Here is a 23,582-nt window from a genome sequence, read left to right as displayed (position 1 = left end):
CCTAGCTATTTTTGATACGTGATACTTGCGTAATATTCGGTAGTCTTTCTAGCTCATTTAAAATATCTTCATGTAGATTTTGATCGACTTCAATGACCATTAAAGCCATCGTACCGCGTTCTTTCCGTGACACTTCCATATGTCCAATATTAATCTGATGGCTCGCTAGACATACAGCCACATGTGCGACAACACCTGCACGGTCATTATGCACGACTAAAATAGCGGGCATACCACCTGACATACGTAAACGGAAACCATTTAATTCCGTAATTTCAATGGCACCACCACCAATTGAAATTCCGCACATCGACATTTCGTTTCCTTCTTCATCCCCTAAAATAATACGTGCTGTATTCGGATGCTCTGAAGCACCTGTTTCAGGAATAAATTCAAATGTTAAACCAACCTTTTCTGCTTCGTCAAAAGATGTTTTAATGCGCTCATCGTATGTTTCATAGTCTAATAAACCACCAATAATTGCGACATCGGTACCATGACCCTTATACGTTTCCGCAAATGAGCCATATAAATGTATTTTTGCCCATGTTGGTTGTTTACCAAATAAATCTCGTGCTACGCGACCAATTCGCGCTGCTCCTGCTGTATGGGACGAAGAAGGCCCAATCATAACAGGACCAATAATGTCAAAAACGGATGAAAACTTCATTCGTAGTCCCCCTTTAGTAAATAAGTAATTGTAGTATCATTTTATCCTATTCAAGTCATAAACCCAACATTTATGCAATTGGGAACGATTGCATTTTACTATTTTGTCCGACTAAATAAGACATGCCAGAAAAAAACGTAAAATAGTGTTGTACAAGGCGTGTAAGATGCGTTTTCACGGTGTACATTACGAGGAAAATTTTTCATAAAAAAGAGGCTTGGACAAAACGTTGCATTTTCCTTTTTTAGTGTTCGCAACGAAAAACCGGAACCGCGCCACAGCACGATTCCGGTTTTTCTTATGCTCCTATGAGAGGTTGTATTACATGTATGTCCTAGCCTCTTCAATAGTTACTCGATTATTCAACTGAGATGATGTAAGGATATACCGGTTGTTTACCGTTATGTACTTCCACTTCTACATCTTCATAATTTGCTTCAATAAATCCTGTTAGTTGAGCTAATTGTTGTTGTGTCGTATTTTGACCATAAAGGATTGTAACGATTTCAGAATCTTCATCGATTACTTTTTTCACTGCTTCTTCTGCAGCTTCCTCTAATGTTTTAACAGACGCCACAATTTTACCTTCAACCATTGCCATGAAATCATCTGTGTGAATTTCAACGCCATCGATTGATGTATCACGAACTGCTGTTGTAATTTGTGCGGTTGAAACGCCCGCAAATGCGCGTGTCATTGCTTCAGCATTTTCTTCTACTGATGCCTCTGGGTTAAATGCTAAAATAGCACTCATACCTTGAGGGATTGTTTTCGTTGCAACAACAGCAGCTGGAATATCTAATAATTCAACCGCTTGTTCTGCAGCCATCACAATGTTTTTATTATTTGGTAAAATTAATACTTTTTCAGCGCCAACTTCTTTAATTGCATTAACGATATCTTCTGTAGATGGGTTCATTGTTTGACCACCCTCGATAACATATGATGCACCAACGCTTTCAAGTAATTCTTTTACCCCTTCACCTAGTGCTACTGTAACGATTGCATAAGGTGCTTTTTTCACTTCTTTTGCTGCTGTAGGTTTTTCGTCACCTACGATAGCTGTATGTTGTAAACGCATGTTATCTACTTTGATCTTCACAAGGCTACCATATTGGTGACCGTATGAAATAACGTCACCTGGTGTTTCAGAGTGAACGTGAATTTTAACGACTTCATCATCGGCAATCACTAATAATGAATCCCCAAATTTGCTCATTTCTTCACGGAATTGTTCTTCGTTGAATGGACGTTTGTCTTCCTCGAAGCGTACCATGAACTCTGTGCAATAACCGTAAACGATTGCTGAAGTATCCATGAAATCTTGTACACGATGGTGCTCAGCATTTACTAAATCATCTAAAGAAGATTCAATTTTCGCTGGTAACTCTTCGCCTTTTAAACTAGCAACAAAGCCTTCATATACAAATACTAGACCTTGGCCGCCACTATCGACAACGCCAACTTCTTTTAAGACTGGTAACAGGTCTGGTGTTTTGTCTAAAGCGACTTTAGCAGCTGCTAAAACTTCTTCCATTAACACAATAATATCGTCTTCTGTTTCAGCTACTTCAACAGCTTTTTCACCTGCTAAACGGGCAACCGTTAAAATTGTCCCTTCTGCAGGTTTCATCACTGCTTTATAGGCTGTTTGAACACCATAGTTTAATGCATTTGCAAATGTCTTTGTTGTTAATGTTTCTTCTTTCTCAACCGCTTTACCGAATCCTCGGAATAATTGTGAAAGAATAACGCCTGAATTTCCGCGTGCGCCCATTAATAAACCTTTTGATAAGGCTTGTGATACTGCACCAATATTTTCTGTGACATTGTTTGCTACTTCTTTAGCACCTGATGTCATCGAAAGATTCATATTTGTACCTGTATCACCATCTGGTACTGGGAATACATTTAGTGAATCTACGTAATCTGCGTTTTGAGATAAATGATGTGCTCCAAGTTGCACCATTTCCGCAAATTTAATGCCGTCTAATGACTTCATTGATTTAGTTCCTCCTCTTAATCGTTCGCTACTCGAACACCTTGCACATAAACATTTACTGAATTAACAGCCATGCCTAATGTTGTATCAAGTGTATATTTTACTTTTGATTGGACTTGATAAGCTACTTCTGAAATTTTTGTACCATAGCTAACGATTACATACATGTCTATATGTAAATTTTTATTTTCATCTTCGCCGTCTTGACGTACTAGTACGCCACGTGCAAAGTTTTCTTTACGTAAAATATCTGTTAATCCATCACGAATTTGATGCTTACTTGCCATGCCGACAATTCCGTAACATTCGATTGCAGCTCCTCCAGCAATTTGTGCTACAACATCATTTGCGATATCAATATGACCGAATTCATTTGTAATTTCTACTGACATGATATGGCCCCCTGTCTAAAATTAACTTCACTTTATTGTACTATACAAAATCTTATTATAAAAGATTCCGCTGTATTCGTCCATTTTTGCACAAAACATAGTGTAAAGGTTTTTTTCTTGAAAGTCTAGGATTTAGTTATTGCAAAGTGCCAATCTGTATGTTAAATTATTATAGTATGTGAAATACCGAAGTGAAACACACTCTTTCAACTTCTTAAATGAGGAGGAAATTAATATGCCTAAACAATGCGTAATTACTGGACGTAAATCTCGTTCTGGTAACAACCGTTCACACGCTATGAACGCTTCTAAACGTACTTGGGGTGCAAACTTACAAAAAGTTCGTATCTTAGTAAACGGCAAACCTAAACGTGTTTGGGTTTCTGCACGTGCACTTAAATCAGGTAAAGTTGAACGCGTATAATTTTTAGCGCTGTCGAGACACCTTGCTATAAGCAAGGTGTTTTTTTGTACAAACAAAAAGAAGAGGCTGGGACAAAACACGTCATTTTCCTTTTTTAGCGTTCGCAACGAAAAACCGGAACCGCGCCACAGCGCGATTCCGGTTTTTCTTATGCTCCTATGAGAGGTGATTTCTACACGTATGTCAAAGCATCTTTTCTTATACTCATCAATTTTAATTAGATTTCTTTTTGTTTAGTCGTTGCTACGAATCATCAATAAAGCGCCCTCTGAAAAGCTAACAGTCGCGGACGCACTGATAACCTCATTACTCGTAAAACGCGTTGTACCCATTTGTACAAGCTCTGAATGTGTTTCATAGGCTACTCCCTTTAATGTTACGTCCGGAACATCTCGTCCAAAGGCAAAAAAGGACATATATTTATAGCGTTGATCATAAGGTAAACGTGATGTCCCTGGTAAAATAAAGCGCACTTCATTTGTTTTATTCATTAAACGAATCGAACAGTTAGGTGCTTCCTTTTGTAAACGATACACTAAATGTAAATTTGATTCATAATGATCTAAGCGACCACCTGTAGCACCTGTTACGGTAATTTTTTGTGGTTTCATTTCTAAAGCGCGGATAATGGCAAGTTCAGTATCCGTTTCATCTTTCTCTGGTTCATGGCGCTCAATAGTCTTCACTTCTCGTTCTACTCGCTGCCACTCTTCAATTGTTAATGAATCAAAATCACCGACTGCCATTGTAGGTATAATTCCTTTATCTAATAAATAAATCGTGCCGTGGTCCGCTCCAATAAAGACGGCATCATCAAAAGAAAGGAGGACGTCGCGTTCTGCGACCTCCTCCTCTGGACCTCCTGCACAAATAATAACGTGCATTAAAGCGCCGCTTCTCCGGCTTCTTTAATTGCTTTTAAAGCAGCGGTACGATCTTCTTTACCGAAGATAGCGGAACCTGCAACAAAAATTGTTGCACCTGCTTGTGCACAAGGTACGATTGTTTCGGCGTTGACGCCTCCGTCGATTTCAATCGCAACATCTAAATTTTTCTCTTTAATAATATCTGATAGCTCTTTAATTTTTGGTACAACAGAATGAATGAATTTTTGACCACCAAAGCCTGGATTTACTGTCATAAATAGCACCATATCAATATCTTCTAAAACATGCTTAATTGTTTCAATTGGTGTATGTGGGTTTAAAACAACACCTGGTTTTACGCCATATGAGCGAATCAATTGAATCGTACGATGTAAATGACGGCAAGCTTCTACATGGACCGTAATATACGCCGCGCCTGCTTTCGCAAATTGCTCGATGTATTGGTCTGGATTTTCAATCATTAAATGAACATCTAATGGTAACTCTGTATGTGGACGAATCGCATCCATAGCAATTGAACCAAATGAAATATTTGGCACGAAATGGCCATCCATTACATCAACGTGAATTAAATCCGCGCCTGCTTTTTCGACATCTTTCACTTCTTCAACAAGTTTACCAAAATCTGCTGCTAGAATTGATGGTGCAATTTTAATCATAATATTAGTACCTCGGCTTTCTATCTGTTATCTCTTGTAGGAATTGTAGATAATGATCATAGCGATATTGCTGTAAATCACCTGCTTCTAGTGCTGCTTTAACGGCACATTTAGGCTCTTTCACGTGTAAACAACCACGGAATTTGCAGTTTTCTGAGAGACGCGCTAAATCTGGGAAGCAGTATGTTAATTCCTCTTTCTCTATTGTATCAAAATCAAATGAACTAAAACCAGGTGTATCCGCAATTAATCCACCTGCTACTTCGATTAATTCAACATGGCGTGTCGTGTGTTTACCACGACCAAGTGCATCAGAAATAACACCCGTTTTTAAATTCAATTGTGGCATTAACGTATTCAATAGTGTTGATTTACCAACACCTGATTGTCCAGCAAGCACAGACGTTTTCCCTGCTAATAGCGGCGTTAATTTCCCTAAAATAGAAGCATCGTCTTTAAACGTTTCAATAACCGTGTAGCCAATCCCCTCATAATCCGCAATATAGCGTGCCATATCTTCACGTTTTTCTGTTGGGAGTAAATCCATTTTCGTTAAGCAAATAAGCGGTTGAATATGGAATGATTCGAGTACAACTAAAAAGCGGTCCAATAAAATCGTATTAAAATCAGGTTCTACGACAGAGAACACTAAAATTGCTTGATCAATATTTGCAATCGGTGGTCGCACAAGTTCATTCTTTCGCTCTGCAATCTTTGTCAACGTGCCATCATTATTTCCTTCCACCTCATACTCTACAAAATCTCCAACGAGTGGTGTAATGCCACGTTTACGAAAGACCCCACGTCCTCTCGTTTGAATAAGTTGTTCTCCATCTTGTACATAATAAAAGCCACTTAATGCTTTTCGAATTTGGCCTGTTGCCATATACTGCCTCCTATAAATCGTCGTAAAGGATTGTTTCGTCATAAATCGTCTCACCATCACGCGTAATACGATAAATGCCTTCTTCATCCTCTTCAATTACTAATTTTAATCGTTTTGTTGTTGTTTCCGTAATCGAGAATGTTTGATATACATCCTCTATAGAATGATCTTTATCTTGAATATAAATATCAATTTTTTGTGGTATAGGCTCTTCTTGTTCCGTATCTGACTCTTCTTCAGTTGCCGGTTCTTCAGTAGTTGCTTCATCGTACGGAATTTCAATCGTACGAATTAACGTTTTAGATGTTTTTTCAGCTGGACCTTTTGATAAAACGACTGTCACATCACTACCAGCACTTAGTTGTGTGCCAGCAGCAGGTGATTGTGATAGCACTTGCTCCTTCTCAAAAGTTTCTGAGTACTCTTCTCCGGTAATCCGAATGTTCACACCTGTCTGTGCTGCATAATCTTGAAGCTGTGATTTAGAATAGCCAAGTAAATTCGTTAGCTCAAATGTCTCAATACCTTTACTCACTGTCAATGTTACAGTCGTTTCTTCTGGTACGACTGATTTTCCAGCAGCTGGCTTTTGGCTTAAAATCTCATCGACTTCTTTAGAAGAATATTTTCGCTTCACCTTCACCTCAAAGCCTTGTTGTTCAAGTAATTGTTGTACTTGCCCAACATCACGCGCTACATAATCATTTAATGTCACCTGACGTTTACCGTTTGAAATCACTAAATCAATTTCGGTATTTTTATCAACTTTTTTCCCAGCCGATGGTGTAGTCGTAATAATATTGCCATCCGCGATATCATCAGAAGACTGGTTTTTTCGTTCGCCAATTGTTAAGCCCGCATTTTGAATTTCTGTTAGTGCTTTTTCAAGTGAAATATCGGTTACATCTGGCACTTCTACTTGCTGTGCTTTAAATAAACTCGGGAATAAAATAAGTGCTGCTAAAAATAAAATCATCAACATCCCTAATATGCCCAATGTGATAAGCCACTTATTACGTTTTTTCTTCTTCGGTGTTTCTTCGACTGGTTTTGGTGTAGGCTTTTGCTCTACTTCCATCACACGCGTCGCCTCATCATCTTCAGGACTTGGTGTGAAGTCACGAATAACTGGTAGCGCCTTTGTCTTATCCATATCTTCTGGCACGACAAATTTCGGTTCATTACTACGCGTATCATCAAGCACCGTTTCTAAATCTTCACGCATCGCTTCAACTGATAGATAGCGGTATTTTGGATCTTTAGCTGTTGCCTTTAAAACTACATTTTCTAAGCTCTGTGGAATAGATGGTACGATTTTTCGAACAGATGGCGTTTCAGCCTGTAAATGTTTCAGTGCAATTGATACCGCTGATTCACCGGAAAATGGCAACTGCCCAGTTAATAATTCATACAGGACAATGCCTAACGCATACATATCCGATTTAACAGTGGCAATACCGCCACGTGCCTGTTCTGGCGATAAATAATGCACTGTTCCTAGCACAGAATTTGTCTTCGTAAAGGACGTTGCTGATAATGCCATCGCAATACCAAAATCGGTAATTTTCACCGTACCATGTTCATCCATCAAAATATTTTGCGGCTTAATGTCTCGATGAATAATTTGATTTTGGTGCGCATGTGCAATAGCAGATGTTAATTGCAGCATAATTGTTACGGCGCGCTTTGGCGATACAGGTGCATGTTGCTGAATATATTGCTTCAATGTTTGACCCTTTACATGCTCCATTACGAGATAATGCATATCAGCTTCTTCCCCTACATCATAAATCGATACGATATTAGGATGCGTTAAGCTTGTAGCAGATGATGCTTCCCGCTGAAAACGACGATGTAGTTCATCTTCATCAGTAAAATTATAACGTAATACTTTAATAGCAACGTCACGGTCTAAAATCACATCATGTGCTAAATAGACGTTGGACATACCGCCGCCACCAATGAGTTCTAGGATTTTATAGCGGCCGCCAATACTCTTGCCAATAAGCATGCGCTACACCTCCTCTCGATCAGCTTCTAGTAGGATAAACGAAATATTATCTTCGCCGCCATACTCATTTGCTAACCTAACCAATGTTTGACCTTTTTGTTGAAGAAGCTCATCTTCCACGACGATGCTATGTAATTCAGAAGGTGTTAGCTTATTACTAAGACCATCTGAACAAATTAATAGATAGGAATAAGGCAACAATTGGACCTCATAGTAGTCTGGTTCAATTGTTGCCTCAGTGCCTAAAGATTTAATGATGTAGTTTTTCTGTGGATGCGTTTTTGCTTCTTCTTCACTAATTTGGCCGGTTTCTACAAGAACATTCACAAAGGAATGATCTCGTGTGATTTGTTCTATTTGATTTGCTTGAATAAAATAAGCGCGACTATCACCTACATGACAAATTGTCACATGTTGCTGCTCAATTAAAGCGGCGATAATCGTTGTTCCCATACCTTGGCATTCTTCATGTGTCAGCGAATAACGATAAATTTCTTTATTAACGCGCTTCACAGTTGCTGCAAGCCATTGTTTCTTCGCTTCTCTATCGAGTGTCTCTACTTGCTCAAATGCTTGCTTAAATCCTTCAACTGCCATTGTGCTTGCGACATCACCGGCATTATGACCGCCCATGCCATCTGCAACAACTGCTAATTGAAGGTTTCCTCGCGATAAGAGCAACGTTCGGTCTTCATTTACCGAGCGCTTTTTTCCAATATCACTTTCAACCGTAAATCTCAAGGCACTTCACCTCTTTAACAATTAGTGTGCTGTTTCTTCTTCACGTTCTTGTGCACGTAATTGACCACAAGCAGCCGCGATGTCAGAACCTTGCTCACGACGAATTGTTACGTTAATACCACGGTCTTTTAATGTGCGCTCAAAAGCAAAAATACTGCTACGTGATGTACGAACATAATCACGTTCTGGCACGTAGTTAATCGGAATTAAATTGACATGACATTTAATGTCTTTAATTAAGTCCGCTAACTCATTTGCCACGTCTGTCGAATCATTTTGACCAGACATTAAGCCATATTCAAAACTTACACGACGACCTGTTTTTTCTGTATAATATTTAACCGCATCAAGCAATTCATTTAATTTATATGCTTTTGCGATTGGCATTAATTTTTGACGTGCTTCTTGGTTTGGTGCATGTAAGGATACGGCGAAATTAATTTGTAATTCTTCATCCGCAAATTTATAAATTTTTGGCACAATACCAGAAGTTGATACTGTAATATGACGCGCACCGATATTTAATGATTGGTCATGGTTGATAATACGTAAGAATTGCATCATGTTGTCGTAGTTATCGAATGGTTCCCCGATACCCATAATAACAACGCTTGATACACGTTCATTTAATTCATCTAATTGACGTTGTACTTTCACAACTTGTTCCACGATTTCACCTGCTAATAAGTGACGTTTTAACCCACCTAATGTTGAGGCACAGAATGTACAACCGATACGACAACCTACTTGTGTTGTGACACAAATAGAATTTCCGTAGTCATGACGCATTAATACCGTTTCAATTGAATAGCCATCTTGTAATTGGAATAAAAATTTAATCGTACCATCTTTTGATTCTTGTTTTACAAGTGTTGATAACGTACTTAACGCAAAGCTAGCTGCTAATTTATCGCGTAAGCCTTTTGATAGATTACTCATTTCTTCAAATGAACCAACACGTTTTACATAAAGCCAATCGAAAATTTGTTTTGCACGGAATGATTTTTCGCCATTATCTTTTAACCACTGCTCTAAATCTTTTGGTAGTAAAGAGTAAATTGATTCTTGTAAGACTGGCTTTTCTTTTTTGACACGTTTTTTTTCAGTTACTGGTTTTAAAATTTCTTGTTCCACGTTGGAATCTCCTTATTACTGTGGCTTAGAGGCCGTAGCCTGTTCAGCACTTAGTTATTTCACTTAGCCTTGTTTCACGAATGATGCGACAAAGAAACCGTCGCTATTAAAATCTTGTGGAAATACTTGCATCATACCACTGTCGCGTAATTCTTGCGCAGCTTCAGGTGCATTAGAGACAGGTGAAAGCTTCATATCTGGATGCTTCGCTAAAAATGCCTCCACTGTTCCGTTGTTCTCCATTTTATCAATTGTACACGTACTGTAAACCATTTTGCCTTGAGGTTTTAATAATTCATAGGCAGAATCCAATAAATCAAGCTGAATTGCATGTAATGAAGCAAAGTCTGATTCTGATTTTGTGTACTTAATATCTGGCTTACGACGAATCACGCCTAAGCCACTACATGGTGCATCGACTAAAACACGGTCAAATGACTGTTTCTCAAATTGTTCTTGTGCTTTACGACCATCTAACAATTGTGGCTTGATAATTGATAAACCTAAACGATCTGCATTTTCTTGAATCAATTTAATTTTATGTTTATGAAGGTCTGTTGCAATTAACTCGCCTTCATTATTCATTTTTTCAGCGATATGCGTTGTTTTACCACCAGGGGCTGCACACATATCATAGACGCGCATACCAGGCGCTACATCTAATGCATATGCAGGTAGCATTGAGCTTTCATCTTGAATAGTAATAATCCCCTCAGCAAAAGCATTTGAACGTGCTGGTTGACCTTCTAGGACATGCAAACATTCTGGAATGTTTTCGCTACGGCGTACAGAAAATTTTTCATCCCATAACGCTTCTAGACCACCGCGCGTATCCGCCTTGATTGAATTGACACGTACAGTTTGAAGTGGTGGTAGATTATTTTCGATTAACATATCTTCTGTTGCTTCAATACCGAATCCATCAATATAGCGACGAACAAGCCACTCTGGGTGACTTGTTTCTACAGAAATACGCACAGCTGGATCTTTGATGGCTGTTGTTTCACGTAAGCCTTCACGTAAAATCGAGCGTAAAATACCATTTACAGTCGCGCTAACGCCACGGTGACGCGCACGATGTTTTGCGATTTCTACCGCTTCATTTACTGCCGCATGGTCTGGAATTTTATCAAGATATGCAATTTGATAAAGTGCTAGACGTAATAGCCAGCGTACCCATGTATCTAATTTTCCGCGTACATACGGCTCTAAATAATAATCTAATGTTAATTTATATTGTAATGTGCCATAAGTTAATTCCGTTAATAAACCACGGTCTTTTGCTGAAATATTATATTTCTCAATTGTTTTATGAAGCAATAAATTACTGTAGGCTTGCTTTTCATCAACGGCTAATAAAATCGTTAAGGCTGCGTCACGTACATTTCCGTCCCAAATGACGGCTTTCTTTTTACTCATTCAAATAGATCCCCAATCGCTAATTTTGAGCCTACACCGTTTAAATAGTTCACAGCTGGCATCGCTTTTTTTCCTGCTGGTTGAATTTCTAGCACATCAACCGCTGTTCCTTCACCACACGCTACAGTAAAGAATTTTTTTGCTTTGGCAACGACTGTGCCTGGTGCGGCTGTTGTTGTTTCTGCAGACTCACGTACAGCCCATATTTTGACGTTTTCATCCGCGAATGTCGTATAGGCAACTGGCCAAGAGTTTAAGCCACGTACTTGATTAAATACGGTACGCGCTGATTTTGTCCAATCAATGCGCTCTTGCTCGCGTGAAATATTATGTGCAAATGTCACAAGTGATTCGTCTTGTGGTGTGCGGTCATTTGTTCCTGCCACAATCGCTGGAATTGTTTCTTTTAATAAATCACGACCAATGATGCTTAATTCATCGAATAATTGACCCGTTGTATGATGGTCTTCGATTGTGATAGCACGTTGTGAAATAATATCACCTGCATCTAATTTTTCAGCCATATACATAATCGTAACGCCTGTTTCAGCTTCTCCATCTAAGACAGCTTGGTGAATTGGTGCACCCCCTCGGTATTTAGGTAGTAGCGATGCGTGGACATTAACACAACCTAGTTTTGGTGTATCAAGTAACGATTTCGGTAAAATTTGACCAAAAGCAGCAGTTACAACTAAATCTGGATTTAGTGCAATAATTTGTTGTAACTCTTCTGAGCCACGTAATTTTTCAGGTTGAATAACTGGTAAGCCTAACTCAAGCGCTGCCGCTTTTACTGGTGGTGGCGTTAAGATACGTTTACGGCCTACTGGACGGTCTGGCTGTGTGACAACAGCTAATACGTCATAGCCTTCCTCAACTAACATTTGAAGAACAGGTACTGAAAAATTCGGTGTACCCATAAATACGATAGACGTCATTATTCTTCCTCCCCAAACATATCAGCCATTTCTTCTGGCGTATACATTTTTGATGCTTTTGTTGTGAACAATACCCCATGTAAATGGTCAATTTCATGTTGAATAACACGCGCATCATAGCCGATTGCTTCTAATTTATATGTTTTACCGAAGCGGTCTTCAAATTCCACACGCACACCATTAGCACGCTCTACATCACCAAATTGCTCTGGAATGCTTAGGCAACCTTCTAAATCGACATTCGTATCTGTTGAATATTGGACAATTTCTGGATTGATTAATTCTAAGATTTCTTCCTCTTCTTCAGAATCAATATTCATTAAAACGATAACGGCTTGTAATGATTGGTTGACTTGTGGTGCGGCAATTCCAACACCCTCACTTTCAACCATTGTTTCATACATATCATCTAATAATTTATGCAGTTTTGCATCAAATTTTGTGACAGGTTTTGCTTCTGCTAACAAGATGTCAGCTGGTTCTGTTACTACGTTTAAAATAGCCATAAAATCCTCTTTTCTATATGGACGATGGGTCGAGATCGACGAATAATTGTACGCCGTCTTTTATCCAATCCGTACGATACATTCTAATTAATTGTTTCAATGCCTCAATCAAATTAGGCTCTACTTTATATTTTATCAAACATTGATAGCGATATCTATTTTGGATTCGGCTAATTGATGCTGGTGTTGGACCAATTAAGCCAACTTGTGGCGATAAATTCGCTTGAATGAAGCGCATCGCTTGGTGTGCATAGTCCGACGCCTTCATAGCATTTTCATGACTAATTTGAATAAGGACAACAAAAAAGTACGGCGGATAGCTAAAACGATGGCGCATTTTCATTTCGCGTTTATAAAATGGTTCATAATCTTGTGATTGTGCAAGCTCAATTGCATAATGTTCTGGCGTATACGTTTGAATAACGACCTGTCCCGGCAGTTCATGACGTCCGGCACGACCACTGACCTGTGTTAGTAGCTGGAATGTCTTCTCTGCTGCTCGGAAGTCTGGTAAGTTCAGCGACGTATCAGCACTCATAATACCAACAAGCGTAATATTTGGGAAATCAAGTCCCTTCGCAATCATTTGTGTACCAAGTAAAATATCTGCTTCACCACGACCAAAAGCATCTAAAATGCGCTCGTGTGCCCCTTTTTGACGTGTTGTATCCACATCCATTCGTAGCACACGCGCTTCTGGGAATACTTTATGCAATTCCTCTTCAATCTTTTGCGTTCCTGTACCAAAGAAGCGAATATGCTCACTTTGACAGCTTGGACACGTGGTTGGCATCGGTTCTTCATAGCCACAATAATGACAGCGTAAGGAATGCGATGTTTTATGATACGTTAATGAAATATCACAGTTTTTACATTGCACAACCGTTCCACAATCTCGACATAACACGAACGATGAAAAGCCACGGCGATTTAAAAACAACACCATTTGTTCACCGCGCTCCAGACGCTCACGAATCCCTTGTGCTAATGCATTAGAAAACATCGAGCGATTCCCTTTATGTAGCTCATTACGCATATCAACAATTTCAACGCTCGGTAACGCCTGTTGCTTCGCACGTTCAGTTAATTTCAATAACGTGTATCGTCCTTTTTGTGCACGAGCGGATGACTCTAGTGCTGGTGTGGCACTCCCTAAAATAACCGGACAGTTATAAAACTGACTGCGCCAAATAGCTGCATCTCGTGCATGGTAACGCGGTGTGTCTTCTTGCTTGTATGTGGATTCATGCTCTTCATCTAAAATAATTAAGCCAATATTCGTAAATGGTGCAAAAACGGCCGAGCGCGCACCAACGACAACGCTCACTTCACCACGCTGTACTTTTCGCCACTCATCGTATTTTTCACCCATCGATAAGGCACTATGCATCACGGCTACCTTATCTCCAAAACGTGCACGGAATCGTTCCGTCATTTGTGGCGTTAATGAAATCTCAGGAACGAGTACAATCGACTGTTTTCCTTCGTTCATCACATGCTGGATAGCTTGTAAATAAACTTCCGTTTTCCCACTTCCGGTAACACCTTGTAATAGAAATGTTTCCGCACGTTTCGCATCATAAGCAGCGTTAATGGACGTTAGTGCCTGTTGTTGCTCCTCTGTAAGCGTTAGAGCATTTGTTGCTTGCACCTCTTTTGAAAAAGGGTCACGATACGTTTCTTCATCTGTAAAGGATGCCGCACCTCGTTCTACGACACCCTTTAATACCGCATCTGACACGTCTAATAATGCTGCTAGTTCTGCTGGCACAAATTCTTCGCCTGCATGCTCAGACATCCACTGCACAACATGCAATTGCTTTTTCGCACGCGCACCCATTGACTCTGCAAGCTCTTGTAAGAAAAATTTATCGTCATGTACTTTAATTTTACGAACCGTCTTCGCTTTCCCTTGCTGCTTTACAGCGGTAATCACTTCGACTTGGCCATCTCGAATCGCACGCTTTAAAGGTGCCAGTAAACCTTCTTTTTCAAATAGTTTATACGTTGAAATTTGCCGCTTCCCAAATACACGTTGAAGCGACTCATCTAGAGTTGTCACAGCCACGTTTAAAACGACTTTTTTCTCATATTTTGCACGCAATGCATTCGGTAGCATCACTTGTAATGCATCAATTTCATAACATAATGTTTTTTGCGTCATCCACTTCGCCATCTCAAGCATTTCAGCTGTTAAAACAGGTGTTAAATCTAGTAGCTCCGCAATGTCTTTTAGCTTCCCTGCTGGCACATCCGTCGTATCACTAAAGCCCACGATAAAGCCGAGGACATTGCGCCGGCCAAAAGGTACTTTGACACGACTGCCTGCCTCGACTAAATGGACTAACTGTTTTGGGACACCATAATCAAACGGACGGTCAACTGGATAAGCGGACACGTCAACAATTACTTTTGCAATCATTTCGCAACACCTGACTGTGCAATGATTGTTTCTAATAATTGCGTTGCTAAGGCTCGTTTAGATGTGGACGGGAAATGCTGTACAAAATCATGGCCATATAAGGTCACTGTATTTTGGTCCGCGCCAAAGCCGCGATCTGTTTTTGACACATCATTGGCGATAATATAATCTGCATTTTTACGTGCTAATTTATCAAGTGCATACGTTTCTATATCATTTGTTTCAGCAGCAAAGCCGATTAACAGTTGATGTGTCTTTTGAGCGCCAAGCGTCGCTAAAATATCTGGTGTTCGCTCAAGCTCCATCTGTGTATCACCCTGCTGTTTTTTTACTTTCTGTTGTGCTGCCTGCTTTGGACGATAATCTGCTACTGCAGCTGCTTTAATGACATAATCTGCTGCGTCATAGCGCGATAAAATCGCTTCTAGCATCTGTTCGGCACTTTCAATCGCAATAACGGTCATACCACTTGGATCTGGTAGCGCTACGGGCCCATGTACAAGCGTCACAGCAGCACCTAAATCACGTGCTGCTTCCGCCATTGCATAGCCCATTTTGCCACTTGAGAAATTCGATAAGTAACGTACCGGATCGATTCTTTCTAGCGTAGGTCCAGCAGAAACAATCACTTGCTTGCCTTTTAGTGGTAAATTTTGTGGTTCAAAAAATTTACTCACTAGCGCTGTAATTTTTTCAGGCTCCTCTAAGCGGCCTTTCCCTACATAACCACATGCAAGATACCCAGCTGACGGCTCGATAAAACGAATACCATCTGCATAAAGACGGTCAATATTACGTAATACTGCTGGGTGGTCATACATATGGACGTTCATTGCTGGTGCAATCCAAACAGGTGCTGTTGTCGCAAGCAATGTTGTCGTCACCATATCGTCAGCAATGCCATTTGCTAGTTTCCCAATGACATTCGCTGTTGCTGGTGCTACAAGTACTAAATCCGCCCAGTCTGCTAAATCAATGTGAGCAATGACATGCGAATCTTTTTCATCAAATGTATCGTAAAATACATCATTTTTAGACATCACTTGAAAACTTAATGGGTTCACAAATTGACGTGCTGATTCTGTCATAATCACTTTCACATGTGCGCCAGCTTGCGTCAATTTACTAACAAGCGCAACGGCCTTATAGACAGCAATCCCACCAGACACACAAAGTAAAATCTTTTTATTCACAAGCATTCGTATTCCTCCCCAATAAAATAGAAAGCTCCCAAGAATCATACCTGGGAGCTTCTTCGATTCTCATCGAGTAATTGTTGTTGATGGCGAAATTAAACTTCGTCTTCGTATACTTTTGATTCGTCTTGTTTTTCTTTTGTTAAAACGCCTGCAGCTACTTCTTCAAGTGCTTTACCAACGTTTTTCACAGATTTATAATCGCTTAAAAGTTCAGCAGAACCCTCTTGCATAGTGCGCGCGCGTTTTGCAGCAAGGCTCACTAAAGAATATTTTGAATCAATTTTTGTTTTTAATACGTCAACTGATGGATAGATCATCGGTTATTTTTCCCCTTTCAACATAGCTAAATATTGTTTTTCTACACGTTCACGACGGCAGTGTTCAGCTAAAATAATAGCATTAATGCGCTCACATGCAAGCTCAACTTCATCATTTTCGACTACATAATCGTAAAGATTCATCATTTCAAGCTCTTCGTTTGCAGCAGCAATACGATTTTGAATAACTTCTTGCGATTCTGTACCGCGGCCGATTAAACGGTCTTGCAGTTCAGAAAGGCTCGGTGGCGCAAGGAAGATAAATAAAGCATGAGGTGCTTTTTCACGAATTTGTGTAGCGCCTTGTACTTCAATTTCTAAGAAAACGTCGCGACCAGCATCTAAAGTTTCATTAACATAGTCAATTGGCGTGCCATAGTAGTTGCCTACATATTCCGCATACTCTAGTAATTTGCCTTCTTCAATTAATTTTTCAAAGCCTTCTCGTTCTTTAAAGAAGTAGTCTACTCCATCTACTTCGCCTTCGCGCGGTTTACGCGTCGTCATTGAGATTGAGTATTCATAGTTCGTATCCGGTTGTGAGAATAATTCTTTACGTACAGTACCTTTACCGACACCAGACGGACCAGATAGGACAATTAATAATCCACGTTCTTTTATCATTTGTTCTCCCTCATCGTTCCAAATTAATTATTTTACATTTTTTTCAGTGATTATTCAATATTTTGAACTTGTTCTCGCATTTTTTCAAGAACCGATTTCATTTGCACCACTGCGACAAATGCTTCAGATGATTGATTTTTTGAACCAATCGTATTTGTTTCGCGATGAATCTCTTGCAAAAGGAAATCAAGCTTACGCCCAATTGAAATGTCCTCTGCTAGTGTTTCATCTAATTGTTTTAGGTGACTATTTAATCGATCTAGCTCTTCTGCTATATCAATTTTTTCCGCAAACACAGCAACTTCTGTTAACACACGTTCATCGACACTTGTACTTTCCGTCACTTCTTTGATTCGTAATAATAGCTTTTCGCGATACTTCACAACCGCATCATCTGATACGGCGCGAATGCAGTCGATTTGCTCGACAAGCTCTTGCTTAAAGCCACACATGACTTCATGCAATACAGCACCCTCGCGCTCACGCATCGCAATTAAATTGTTTAGCGCCTCTGTCAAAGCATCACGAACTGCCTCAATCACTTCTTCATGCGGTAGTTGCGCGGTCTCTACTGTTAAAGCACCCTCTAGCTTTAGCAACTCCGTCATATCCCATTCTTCCTTTAAGGGAACCTCTGCTGCTAACTCTTTTCGCGCTGCTTTATACGCATTGACAAGTGGCCAATTAATAACCATTGTTTGTTCATGCTGATGATTTTCATTCACAAAGACAGAAACGTCTAATTTCCCGCGTGATACTTTTGATTGAATCAATTTTTTTGCGGCGAGTTCAGCTTCCATCCATTCTTTAGGAAAGCGGCTAGAAATCTCCAAGAAACGGTGATTAACCGAACGGACCTCTACCGTTAATTGGAAATGTTCCGTCTGTGTGACACCCCTGCCAAATCCAGTCATGCTACGAACCAAGGTCAGTCACATCCTTCTTTGCATAATAGTATAAGTATAGCATAGCAACGAATATTTTTGCTTGTCGATTTAAAAAAATCAATGAATCGTTAAAAAGACACAGCACCTTAAGAAATGGTAAAATAAAAGGACGTTAAAAATGAAAGAGGTTTTCGATTATGGCTTATGATGGCTTATTTACTGTCGCAATGACGAAAGAGCTTCAACAATTTGTCACAGGACGTATTGCTCGCGTCCATCAACCAAACTCACAAGAAATTATTTTAACCGTCCGTGCAAATGGACGTAATGATAAATTATTATTTTCGATTCATCCATCTTACGCACGTGTGCATCTAACAGAAAAAGCGATTGATAACCCACCTGAGCCGCCGATGTTTTGTACATTACTACGCAAACATATCGAGGGTGGCTTTATCGAATCGATTGAACAGCTTGGTGCTGACCGCGTAATTGTCTTAACGATTACAGCAACCAATGAAATTGGTGACCCAATCACACGTAAACTATATGCTGAAATTATGGGTCGCCATAGTAATTTAATTCTCGTGGAAGAGCAAGGAAAAATCGTCGATAGCTTGAAACATTTACCACCGAGTGTCAATAGTTATCGTACAGTGCTGCCGGGCTTTGAATATATCGAGCCACCGAAGCAAGATAAAGAGAATCCACTGACGATTTCATTAAATGAATTAGATGATTTTTTTGGCATGCCACGTGAGCCTAAGGAAATCGTCCAAGAATTTGTTGGCTTTAGCCCACTGCATGCGAAGGAATTTGTACATCGTGTCAATACGGAAGGTTTATCGATGGCCGATGCCTTTCAACCATTTATTCAACAGTTTAAAGAGGGTGGCAATGAACCAACCTATATTGAGATTGGCAATAAAGTCTACTTCTCTCCAATCGCACTAACACATATCGATGAAAAGAAAACCGTCTACCCTAATTTAAGTAAACTGCTAGACCGTACATTTTTTGCACGCGCTGAGCGTGACCGCGTGAAGCAGCAAGCTGGTGATTTGGAGCGCTGGATTCATAGCGAACTAAGCAAATTACGTTTAAAGCTTAAAAAATTAGACAAAGATTTAAAACGTGCGCAAACCCTAGATAAATATCAGTTATACGGCGAACTTTTAATGGCCAATCTATATGCCTTTGAAAAAGGCCCTACAGAAGTAACTGTCACAAATTATTATACAAATGAGCCGGTTACGATTCCAATTAGCGTGCGTAAAACACCGATTGAAAATGCGAAAAGCTATTATGCAAAATATAATAAGTACAAAAACGCACTTATCATGGTTCAAGAGCAGATCGATAAAACAAATGATGACATTCAATACTTTGAAATCATTATGCAACAAGTCGAGCAAGCTTCCCCTGCTGATATTGAAGAAATTCGTGAGGAATTAGCAGACCAAGGCTATTTGAAGTTAAAAAAATCAAAACGTCGGAAAAAACCGACACGTCCAAAGCCTGAGGAATACATTTCATCGACTGGGACGCGTATCTCCGTTGGGAAAAATAATAAGCAAAATGATTATTTAACATTTAAAATTGCCCGTAAAAATGAAATTTGGATGCATACAAAAGATATTCCAGGTTCCCATGTGGTCATTCACGAAGAAGAACCTGATGAACCAACAATGCGTGAAGCTGCAAATTTAGCAGCCTACTTTAGTAAGGCACGTGCATCAGGCTCTGTACCAGTAGATTATACGCAAGCACGTCATGTCAAAAAACCAAGCGGCGCAAAACCTGGCTTCGTCAATTATTTTGAACAAAAAACCATTTTCATCGATCCAGATGAAGATCAAATTATGAAATTAGAGCATCGCTAATAAAAAATACCCCTGACTTGTTCGCCCAAGTCAGGGGTATTTTTATAGACAAAGAAATGATGAGTGACCTCCCTTTTCTAATCAAAATCATCACCTCCAATTGTCATTTTTCCCCAATAAAACATTACAAAACATATATTCCTTATTTTTTTTATTACTTTTTAAATGATAAGAATGCCAAATTCCTACAAAAATCTACAGTTATCTAGACTAAAAATAAAAATCATTACTTTAGAGCCTTAGTGAAATGTACTGTACCTACTGCTTGATAACAATTCGATTACCACTTGGATCCGTTACAATAAATGTATCATCTAAATCTTGGAATGGAATTTGCTGCTTCACATGATTTTTCAATGCTTCATAGGCTTCACTAGATGACAATTTAATATGTACCTCTTTTAAGCCATTATGACGTTCTAATGGTTGTGCTGGATTATCACCAGACCATGTATTCCCAGCGATATGATGATGATAGCCACCCGCACCTACGAAAAATACATCATCATATACTTCTTGCTTTTCAAAGCCTAATACATCATGGTAAAAAGCTAGCGTTTCTGCGAGTTGGTTTACGCGTAAATGCACATGTCCGATAATTGTATCTGCGGGTAGCTTACCATCCGTATCAAAATCTGCAAGCTGCGCTAATTCTTTAAAATCTAGCGGGTTACTGCCCCCTGGACGTGTAGCCCATTCCTCACGTGGACGGTCTGCGTAAATTTCGATGCCATTGCCTTCAATATCTGATAAATAAAAAGCTTCGCTATAGCCGTGGTCACTTGCACTATCCAATTTTGCAATGGGAATAATACGTTCAAAATGCGGGAAACGATTTTCTTGTTCGCGTGGACTATCCACCGTTTCTTTATTGCGTAAAATCTCAAAGAATTTTGTCGCAAACGCAGCTCTCGTTGGTAATAAAAAAGCGGTGTGGAATAAGCCTGTTGACAGAGCTGGCTGCAATTTTTCTGCTGTTTTTTGTAATGTAAAGAAAGCCGGAGCTCCTTTTGCTGCTGAGAAGCTAGCGGTTGTTGCACTTTTTTCGACTACATATAAACCGACAACTTGCTCATAAAAAGCAGTTTGTCGCTCTAAGTCTATTACTTTTAATACTACGTTATCAATTTTAAGATTTGAATCGATTTCAAATGTTGTCATATTTAATCCCTCACAAATTCCTAGTTAACAACTAAGTTTTATCATATTTTAACAAGCGATGCAAGTTTCGCACGAAAAAGAGGAATCGCAATCATATGCAATTCCTCTTTTCTATTCAGATAAATTTATCTACATATATGTCGCAATTATTTTAAGTTACCTGCTTTTAAGTCTTCGTACCAGCTTAGTAACCCTGGGATATCTGCTTCTTCGATTGCACCTGTTTCTTTTGCTGCTTCAATTAATGCTTCGAAATTAGACAGGCTATAATATGGCACGCCTGCTTTTTCAAAGTTTTCAAGTGCAGCTGGTAATAAGTATGAGTACACAGAGACAACGCCTAGTACATCAGCACCTTCACGATTTAATGCTTCTACTGCATTGATTGAAGAGCCACCTGTTGAAACGATGTCTTCAATCACAACTGTTTTAGCACCCGCTTGGAATTTCCCTTCCGTTTGTTTACCACGGCCATGGTCTTTTGGTTTTGAACGAACATATACCATTGCTAAGTCTAAAATCTCCGCTACCCATGCAGCATGTGGAATGCCTGCTGTCGCTGTGCCTGCTACAAGCTCAGTGCCTGGGAATTTTTCGTTGATTAAGTCTGCTAAGCCTTGTGCGATTACTTTACGTACTTTTGGAAATGAAATCGTTAGACGTGTATCGCAGTAAATTGGTGATTTAATACCTGATGCCCATGTGAATAAATCATTTGGACTTAACTCTACTGCGCCTACTTCTAACATACCTTTTGCTACATCGTGTTGAATTGCCATCTTTAATTGTCCTCCCATAATTGTGCTACTGTATGATACGCTTCTACTGGATTTTGTGCCTTTGTAATCGCGCGTCCTACAACGATTTGTGTTGAGCCTTCTGCGCGCGCTACTTGCGGTGTTGCAACACGTTTTTGATCATGTGTCGCCCCCCCTGCTAAGCGAATACCAGGTGTTACTTTCAAGAAGGCTTTACCGCATGCTTCTTCAATCATTTTCGCTTCGAGAACCGAACAGACAACACCATCTAAACCCGCATCTTTTGCGAGTTTCGCATAATGGACGACGGATTCAAAAATGGCTCCAGGGATTTTTTGTTCATTGTTCATTTGCTCTTCAGAAGTCGAAGTTAATTGCGTAACAGCAATTAATGCGGGACGTTCTTTGCCTTCTGGTGTTCCTTCAATAAGTCCTTCTAGCGCTGCTTTCATCATCAGCGAGCCGCCTGCTGCGTGAACATTTACTAAATCAATATCTAGCTTCGCTAAGCCTTTCATTGCTGATTTCACCGTATTTGGAATATCATGCAGTTTTAAATCTAAGAAAATGTCGTGACCTAATGCTTTGATGGCACGAATAATGGATGGCCCATTTTGTAAATAAAGCTCCATGCCTACCTTTACAAATAGTGGCTCATCAAATTGAGATAAAAAGGTTGTTACATCTTCAGGTGTTGGAAAATCAAGTGCAATAATTGGCTTTGTGTTCATCGTTAGCGATGGCTCCTTCCGATTAAGTCTTGGACGTTTTCAACGCCAAGTTCGTCTAATTTTTGTGGTAGTGCGTCGATTAGGTTCGGGCAAATGAATGGCTCAACAAAGTTTGCTGTTCCGACTGCTACTGCTGAAGCACCTGCAGATAAGAAGTCGATGACATCCTCTACTGTTGATACCCCGCCCATACCGATAATCGGAATATTGACTGCTTTATATACTTCATAGACCATACGAATGGCTACTGGTTTAATACCCGGGCCTGATAAACCGCCTGTACCATTTGCGATAACTGGCTTCCCTGTACGTTGATCTAAACGCATACCTACTAATGTATTAATCATCGTAATGGCATCCGCACCACCGCGTTCAACAGCTTTTGCCATATCGACAATGCTCGTCACATTTGGTGATAATTTCACGTAAACTGGCACACCCGCTGCTTCTTTTACAGCGCGTACGAGTGCTTCTGCAACAGCTGGGTCTGTACCGAACTGAATGCCGCCGCATTTCACGTTTGGACACGAAATGTTTAGCTCAAGTGCATACACATTTGGTGCCTTACTAATTTCACGTGCGACTTGCACATAATCCTCTGTTTCAGAACCCGCAACATTGGCGATAATTGGTACATCGTATTTTTCAAGCCATGGTAGCTCATGCGCAAGCACATGCTCTAGACCAGGGTTTTGAAGACCGATGGCATTTAACATGCCCGCAGCCGTTTCTGCAACACGTGGCGTTGGATTACCGCGACGTTGTTCTGCTGTTGTAGCCTTAATCATAATTGCACCTAGCTTTGATAGATCATAAAGCTGCGCATATTCTTGGCCGAAGCCGAAGCAACCTGATGCAGGCATAATTGGATTCTTTAATGTTACTCCTGGTAATGTGATTTCTAAGCGGTTCACAGTGCTACGACTCCTTT

General features: G+C 39.9%; 23 protein-coding genes. 2 read left to right on the top strand and 21 right to left on the bottom strand.

Translation table 11 applies throughout. The annotated features are described in order from the left end of the window. Position 1: 1 nt before the first annotated feature. The 3 genes from sdaAB to KTHG_RS02805 all read right to left on the bottom strand — a co-directional run bounded on the left by sdaAB (position 2) and on the right by KTHG_RS02805 (position 3,064). Entirely contained in the window at positions 2-670 is a 669-nt protein-coding gene (sdaAB, locus tag KTHG_RS02815) for an L-serine ammonia-lyase, iron-sulfur-dependent subunit beta (protein WP_020189408.1), read from the bottom strand. Between the two features lie 358 nt (positions 671-1,028). Further along, positions 1,029-2,672 (bottom strand): DAK2 domain-containing protein, encoded by a 1,644-nt coding sequence (locus tag KTHG_RS02810; protein WP_020189407.1) that lies wholly within the window; start codon positions 2,670-2,672, stop codon positions 1,029-1,031. 17 nt (positions 2,673-2,689) lie between these two features. Then, a complete protein-coding gene (locus tag KTHG_RS02805) occupies positions 2,690-3,064 on the bottom strand; it encodes an Asp23/Gls24 family envelope stress response protein (RefSeq protein ID WP_020189406.1) in 375 nt (124 codons plus the stop codon). Positions 3,065-3,299: 235 nt separating this feature from the next. On the opposite strand from KTHG_RS02805, the gene rpmB reads away from it, so the two are divergent. After that, positions 3,300-3,488, top strand: coding sequence for a 50S ribosomal protein L28 (gene rpmB, locus KTHG_RS02800; protein WP_010286489.1), 189 nt, complete (start codon positions 3,300-3,302; stop codon positions 3,486-3,488). 233 nt (positions 3,489-3,721) lie between these two features. On the opposite strand, the gene KTHG_RS02795 is transcribed toward rpmB, so the two are convergent. The 14 genes from KTHG_RS02795 to KTHG_RS02730 form a co-directional block, all read right to left on the bottom strand. Further along, positions 3,722-4,372 carry a thiamine diphosphokinase gene (locus tag KTHG_RS02795; RefSeq protein WP_020189405.1) on the bottom strand — a complete coding sequence of 217 codons (651 nt, stop codon included), beginning with the start codon at positions 4,370-4,372 and terminating at the stop codon, positions 3,722-3,724. After that, a complete protein-coding gene (rpe, locus tag KTHG_RS02790; protein ID WP_020189404.1) occupies positions 4,372-5,034 on the bottom strand; it encodes a ribulose-phosphate 3-epimerase in 663 nt (220 codons plus the stop codon). Before rpe ends, KTHG_RS02795 begins: the two co-directional genes overlap by 1 nt. A 4-nt stretch (positions 5,035-5,038) precedes the next feature. Beyond that, positions 5,039-5,920, bottom strand: coding sequence for a ribosome small subunit-dependent GTPase A (rsgA, locus tag KTHG_RS02785; protein ID WP_020189403.1), 882 nt, complete (start codon positions 5,918-5,920; stop codon positions 5,039-5,041). A gap of 10 nt (positions 5,921-5,930) precedes the next feature. Next, the gene (gene pknB, locus KTHG_RS02780) at positions 5,931-7,931 is read right to left on the bottom strand and encodes a Stk1 family PASTA domain-containing Ser/Thr kinase (RefSeq protein ID WP_020189402.1); all 2,001 of its coding nucleotides are present in this window, start codon (positions 7,929-7,931) and stop codon (positions 5,931-5,933) included. Between the two features lie 3 nt (positions 7,932-7,934). Beyond that, on the bottom strand, positions 7,935-8,672 hold the full coding sequence (locus KTHG_RS02775; RefSeq protein WP_020189401.1) for a Stp1/IreP family PP2C-type Ser/Thr phosphatase: 738 nt from the start codon (positions 8,670-8,672) through the stop codon (positions 7,935-7,937). 21 nt (positions 8,673-8,693) lie between these two features. Further along, positions 8,694-9,806, bottom strand: coding sequence for a dual-specificity RNA methyltransferase RlmN (gene rlmN / locus KTHG_RS02770; protein WP_020189400.1), 1,113 nt, complete (start codon positions 9,804-9,806; stop codon positions 8,694-8,696). A 63-nt stretch (positions 9,807-9,869) separates the two neighbouring features. Beyond that, complete coding sequence (gene rsmB / locus KTHG_RS02765) at positions 9,870-11,225, bottom strand: 16S rRNA (cytosine(967)-C(5))-methyltransferase RsmB (RefSeq protein ID WP_020189399.1); 1,356 nt, start codon at positions 11,223-11,225, stop codon at positions 9,870-9,872. Then, positions 11,222-12,163, bottom strand: coding sequence for a methionyl-tRNA formyltransferase (gene fmt, locus KTHG_RS02760; RefSeq protein ID WP_020189398.1), 942 nt, complete (start codon positions 12,161-12,163; stop codon positions 11,222-11,224). The genes rsmB and fmt overlap by 4 nt, the downstream gene beginning before the upstream one ends. Next, on the bottom strand, positions 12,163-12,669 hold the full coding sequence (def, locus tag KTHG_RS02755; RefSeq protein ID WP_020189397.1) for a peptide deformylase: 507 nt from the start codon (positions 12,667-12,669) through the stop codon (positions 12,163-12,165). The genes fmt and def overlap by 1 nt, the downstream gene beginning before the upstream one ends. A 13-nt stretch (positions 12,670-12,682) precedes the next feature. Next, the gene (priA, locus tag KTHG_RS02750; protein ID WP_020189396.1) at positions 12,683-15,091 is read right to left on the bottom strand and encodes a primosomal protein N'; all 2,409 of its coding nucleotides are present in this window, start codon (positions 15,089-15,091) and stop codon (positions 12,683-12,685) included. Then, the gene (coaBC, locus tag KTHG_RS02745; protein WP_020189395.1) at positions 15,088-16,290 is read right to left on the bottom strand and encodes a bifunctional phosphopantothenoylcysteine decarboxylase/phosphopantothenate--cysteine ligase CoaBC; all 1,203 of its coding nucleotides are present in this window, start codon (positions 16,288-16,290) and stop codon (positions 15,088-15,090) included. The genes priA and coaBC overlap by 4 nt, the downstream gene beginning before the upstream one ends. A gap of 92 nt (positions 16,291-16,382) precedes the next feature. Continuing rightward, positions 16,383-16,607, bottom strand: a complete 225-nt coding sequence (gene rpoZ, locus KTHG_RS02740) for a DNA-directed RNA polymerase subunit omega (RefSeq protein WP_020189394.1) — start codon at positions 16,605-16,607, stop codon at positions 16,383-16,385. Positions 16,608-16,610: 3 nt separating this feature from the next. Next, positions 16,611-17,231 (bottom strand): guanylate kinase, encoded by a 621-nt coding sequence (gmk, locus tag KTHG_RS02735; protein ID WP_020189393.1) that lies wholly within the window; start codon positions 17,229-17,231, stop codon positions 16,611-16,613. Positions 17,232-17,281: 50 nt separating this feature from the next. Continuing rightward, on the bottom strand, positions 17,282-18,157 hold the full coding sequence (locus tag KTHG_RS02730) for a YicC/YloC family endoribonuclease (RefSeq protein WP_044527201.1): 876 nt from the start codon (positions 18,155-18,157) through the stop codon (positions 17,282-17,284). A 158-nt stretch (positions 18,158-18,315) separates the two neighbouring features. Between KTHG_RS02730 and KTHG_RS02725 the strand changes: the two genes are divergently transcribed. Next, on the top strand, positions 18,316-20,001 hold the full coding sequence (locus KTHG_RS02725) for an Rqc2 family fibronectin-binding protein (RefSeq protein WP_020189391.1): 1,686 nt from the start codon (positions 18,316-18,318) through the stop codon (positions 19,999-20,001). Between the two features lie 258 nt (positions 20,002-20,259). On the opposite strand, the gene KTHG_RS02720 is transcribed toward KTHG_RS02725, so the two are convergent. The 4 genes from KTHG_RS02720 to KTHG_RS02705 form a co-directional block, all read right to left on the bottom strand. Continuing rightward, a complete protein-coding gene (locus tag KTHG_RS02720) occupies positions 20,260-21,162 on the bottom strand; it encodes a VOC family protein (RefSeq protein ID WP_020189390.1) in 903 nt (300 codons plus the stop codon). A gap of 146 nt (positions 21,163-21,308) precedes the next feature. Then, entirely contained in the window at positions 21,309-21,941 is a 633-nt protein-coding gene (gene pyrE, locus KTHG_RS02715; protein WP_020189389.1) for an orotate phosphoribosyltransferase, read from the bottom strand. Between the two features lie 2 nt (positions 21,942-21,943). Further along, entirely contained in the window at positions 21,944-22,651 is a 708-nt protein-coding gene (pyrF, locus tag KTHG_RS02710) for an orotidine-5'-phosphate decarboxylase (RefSeq protein ID WP_020189388.1), read from the bottom strand. Positions 22,652-22,653: 2 nt separating this feature from the next. After that, a complete protein-coding gene (locus KTHG_RS02705; protein WP_020189387.1) occupies positions 22,654-23,565 on the bottom strand; it encodes a dihydroorotate dehydrogenase in 912 nt (303 codons plus the stop codon). Positions 23,566-23,582 lie beyond the last annotated feature (17 nt).

It is taken from the genome of Kurthia sp. Dielmo (genome assembly GCF_000307285.2).
In the GTDB taxonomy this organism is placed as follows: domain Bacteria; phylum Bacillota; class Bacilli; order Bacillales_A; family Planococcaceae; genus Kurthia; species Kurthia populi.
Note: the sequence above shows the minus strand (reverse complement) of the source record. Positions and strands in the feature narration are given on the sequence as shown.

Bases quoted from the DNA above. Each gene is read 5' to 3' on its own strand.
- sdaAB (WP_020189408.1), bottom strand. From the start codon at position 670: ATGAAGTTTTCATCCGTTTTTGACATTATTGGTCCTGTTATGATTGGG.
- KTHG_RS02810 (WP_020189407.1), bottom strand. From the start codon at position 2,672: ATGAAGTCATTAGACGGCATTAAATTTGCGGAAATGGTGCAACTTGGA.
- KTHG_RS02805 (WP_020189406.1), bottom strand. From the start codon at position 3,064: ATGTCAGTAGAAATTACAAATGAATTCGGTCATATTGATATCGCAAAT.
- rpmB (WP_010286489.1), top strand. From the start codon at position 3,300: ATGCCTAAACAATGCGTAATTACTGGACGTAAATCTCGTTCTGGTAAC.
- KTHG_RS02795 (WP_020189405.1), bottom strand. From the start codon at position 4,372: ATGCACGTTATTATTTGTGCAGGAGGTCCAGAGGAGGAGGTCGCAGAA.
- rpe (WP_020189404.1), bottom strand. From the start codon at position 5,034: ATGATTAAAATTGCACCATCAATTCTAGCAGCAGATTTTGGTAAACTT.
- rsgA (WP_020189403.1), bottom strand. From the start codon at position 5,920: ATGGCAACAGGCCAAATTCGAAAAGCATTAAGTGGCTTTTATTATGTA.
- pknB (WP_020189402.1), bottom strand. From the start codon at position 7,931: ATGCTTATTGGCAAGAGTATTGGCGGCCGCTATAAAATCCTAGAACTC.
- rsmB (WP_020189399.1), bottom strand. From the start codon at position 11,225: ATGAGTAAAAAGAAAGCCGTCATTTGGGACGGAAATGTACGTGACGCA.
- fmt (WP_020189398.1), bottom strand. From the start codon at position 12,163: ATGACGTCTATCGTATTTATGGGTACACCGAATTTTTCAGTACCTGTT.
- def (WP_020189397.1), bottom strand. From the start codon at position 12,669: ATGGCTATTTTAAACGTAGTAACAGAACCAGCTGACATCTTGTTAGCA.
- priA (WP_020189396.1), bottom strand. From the start codon at position 15,091: ATGATTGCAAAAGTAATTGTTGACGTGTCCGCTTATCCAGTTGACCGT.
- coaBC (WP_020189395.1), bottom strand. From the start codon at position 16,290: ATGCTTGTGAATAAAAAGATTTTACTTTGTGTGTCTGGTGGGATTGCT.
- rpoZ (WP_020189394.1), bottom strand. From the start codon at position 16,607: ATGATCTATCCATCAGTTGACGTATTAAAAACAAAAATTGATTCAAAA.
- gmk (WP_020189393.1), bottom strand. From the start codon at position 17,231: ATGATAAAAGAACGTGGATTATTAATTGTCCTATCTGGTCCGTCTGGT.
- KTHG_RS02725 (WP_020189391.1), top strand. From the start codon at position 18,316: ATGGCTTATGATGGCTTATTTACTGTCGCAATGACGAAAGAGCTTCAA.
- KTHG_RS02720 (WP_020189390.1), bottom strand. From the start codon at position 21,162: ATGACAACATTTGAAATCGATTCAAATCTTAAAATTGATAACGTAGTA.
- pyrE (WP_020189389.1), bottom strand. From the start codon at position 21,941: ATGGCAATTCAACACGATGTAGCAAAAGGTATGTTAGAAGTAGGCGCA.
- pyrF (WP_020189388.1), bottom strand. From the start codon at position 22,651: ATGAACACAAAGCCAATTATTGCACTTGATTTTCCAACACCTGAAGAT.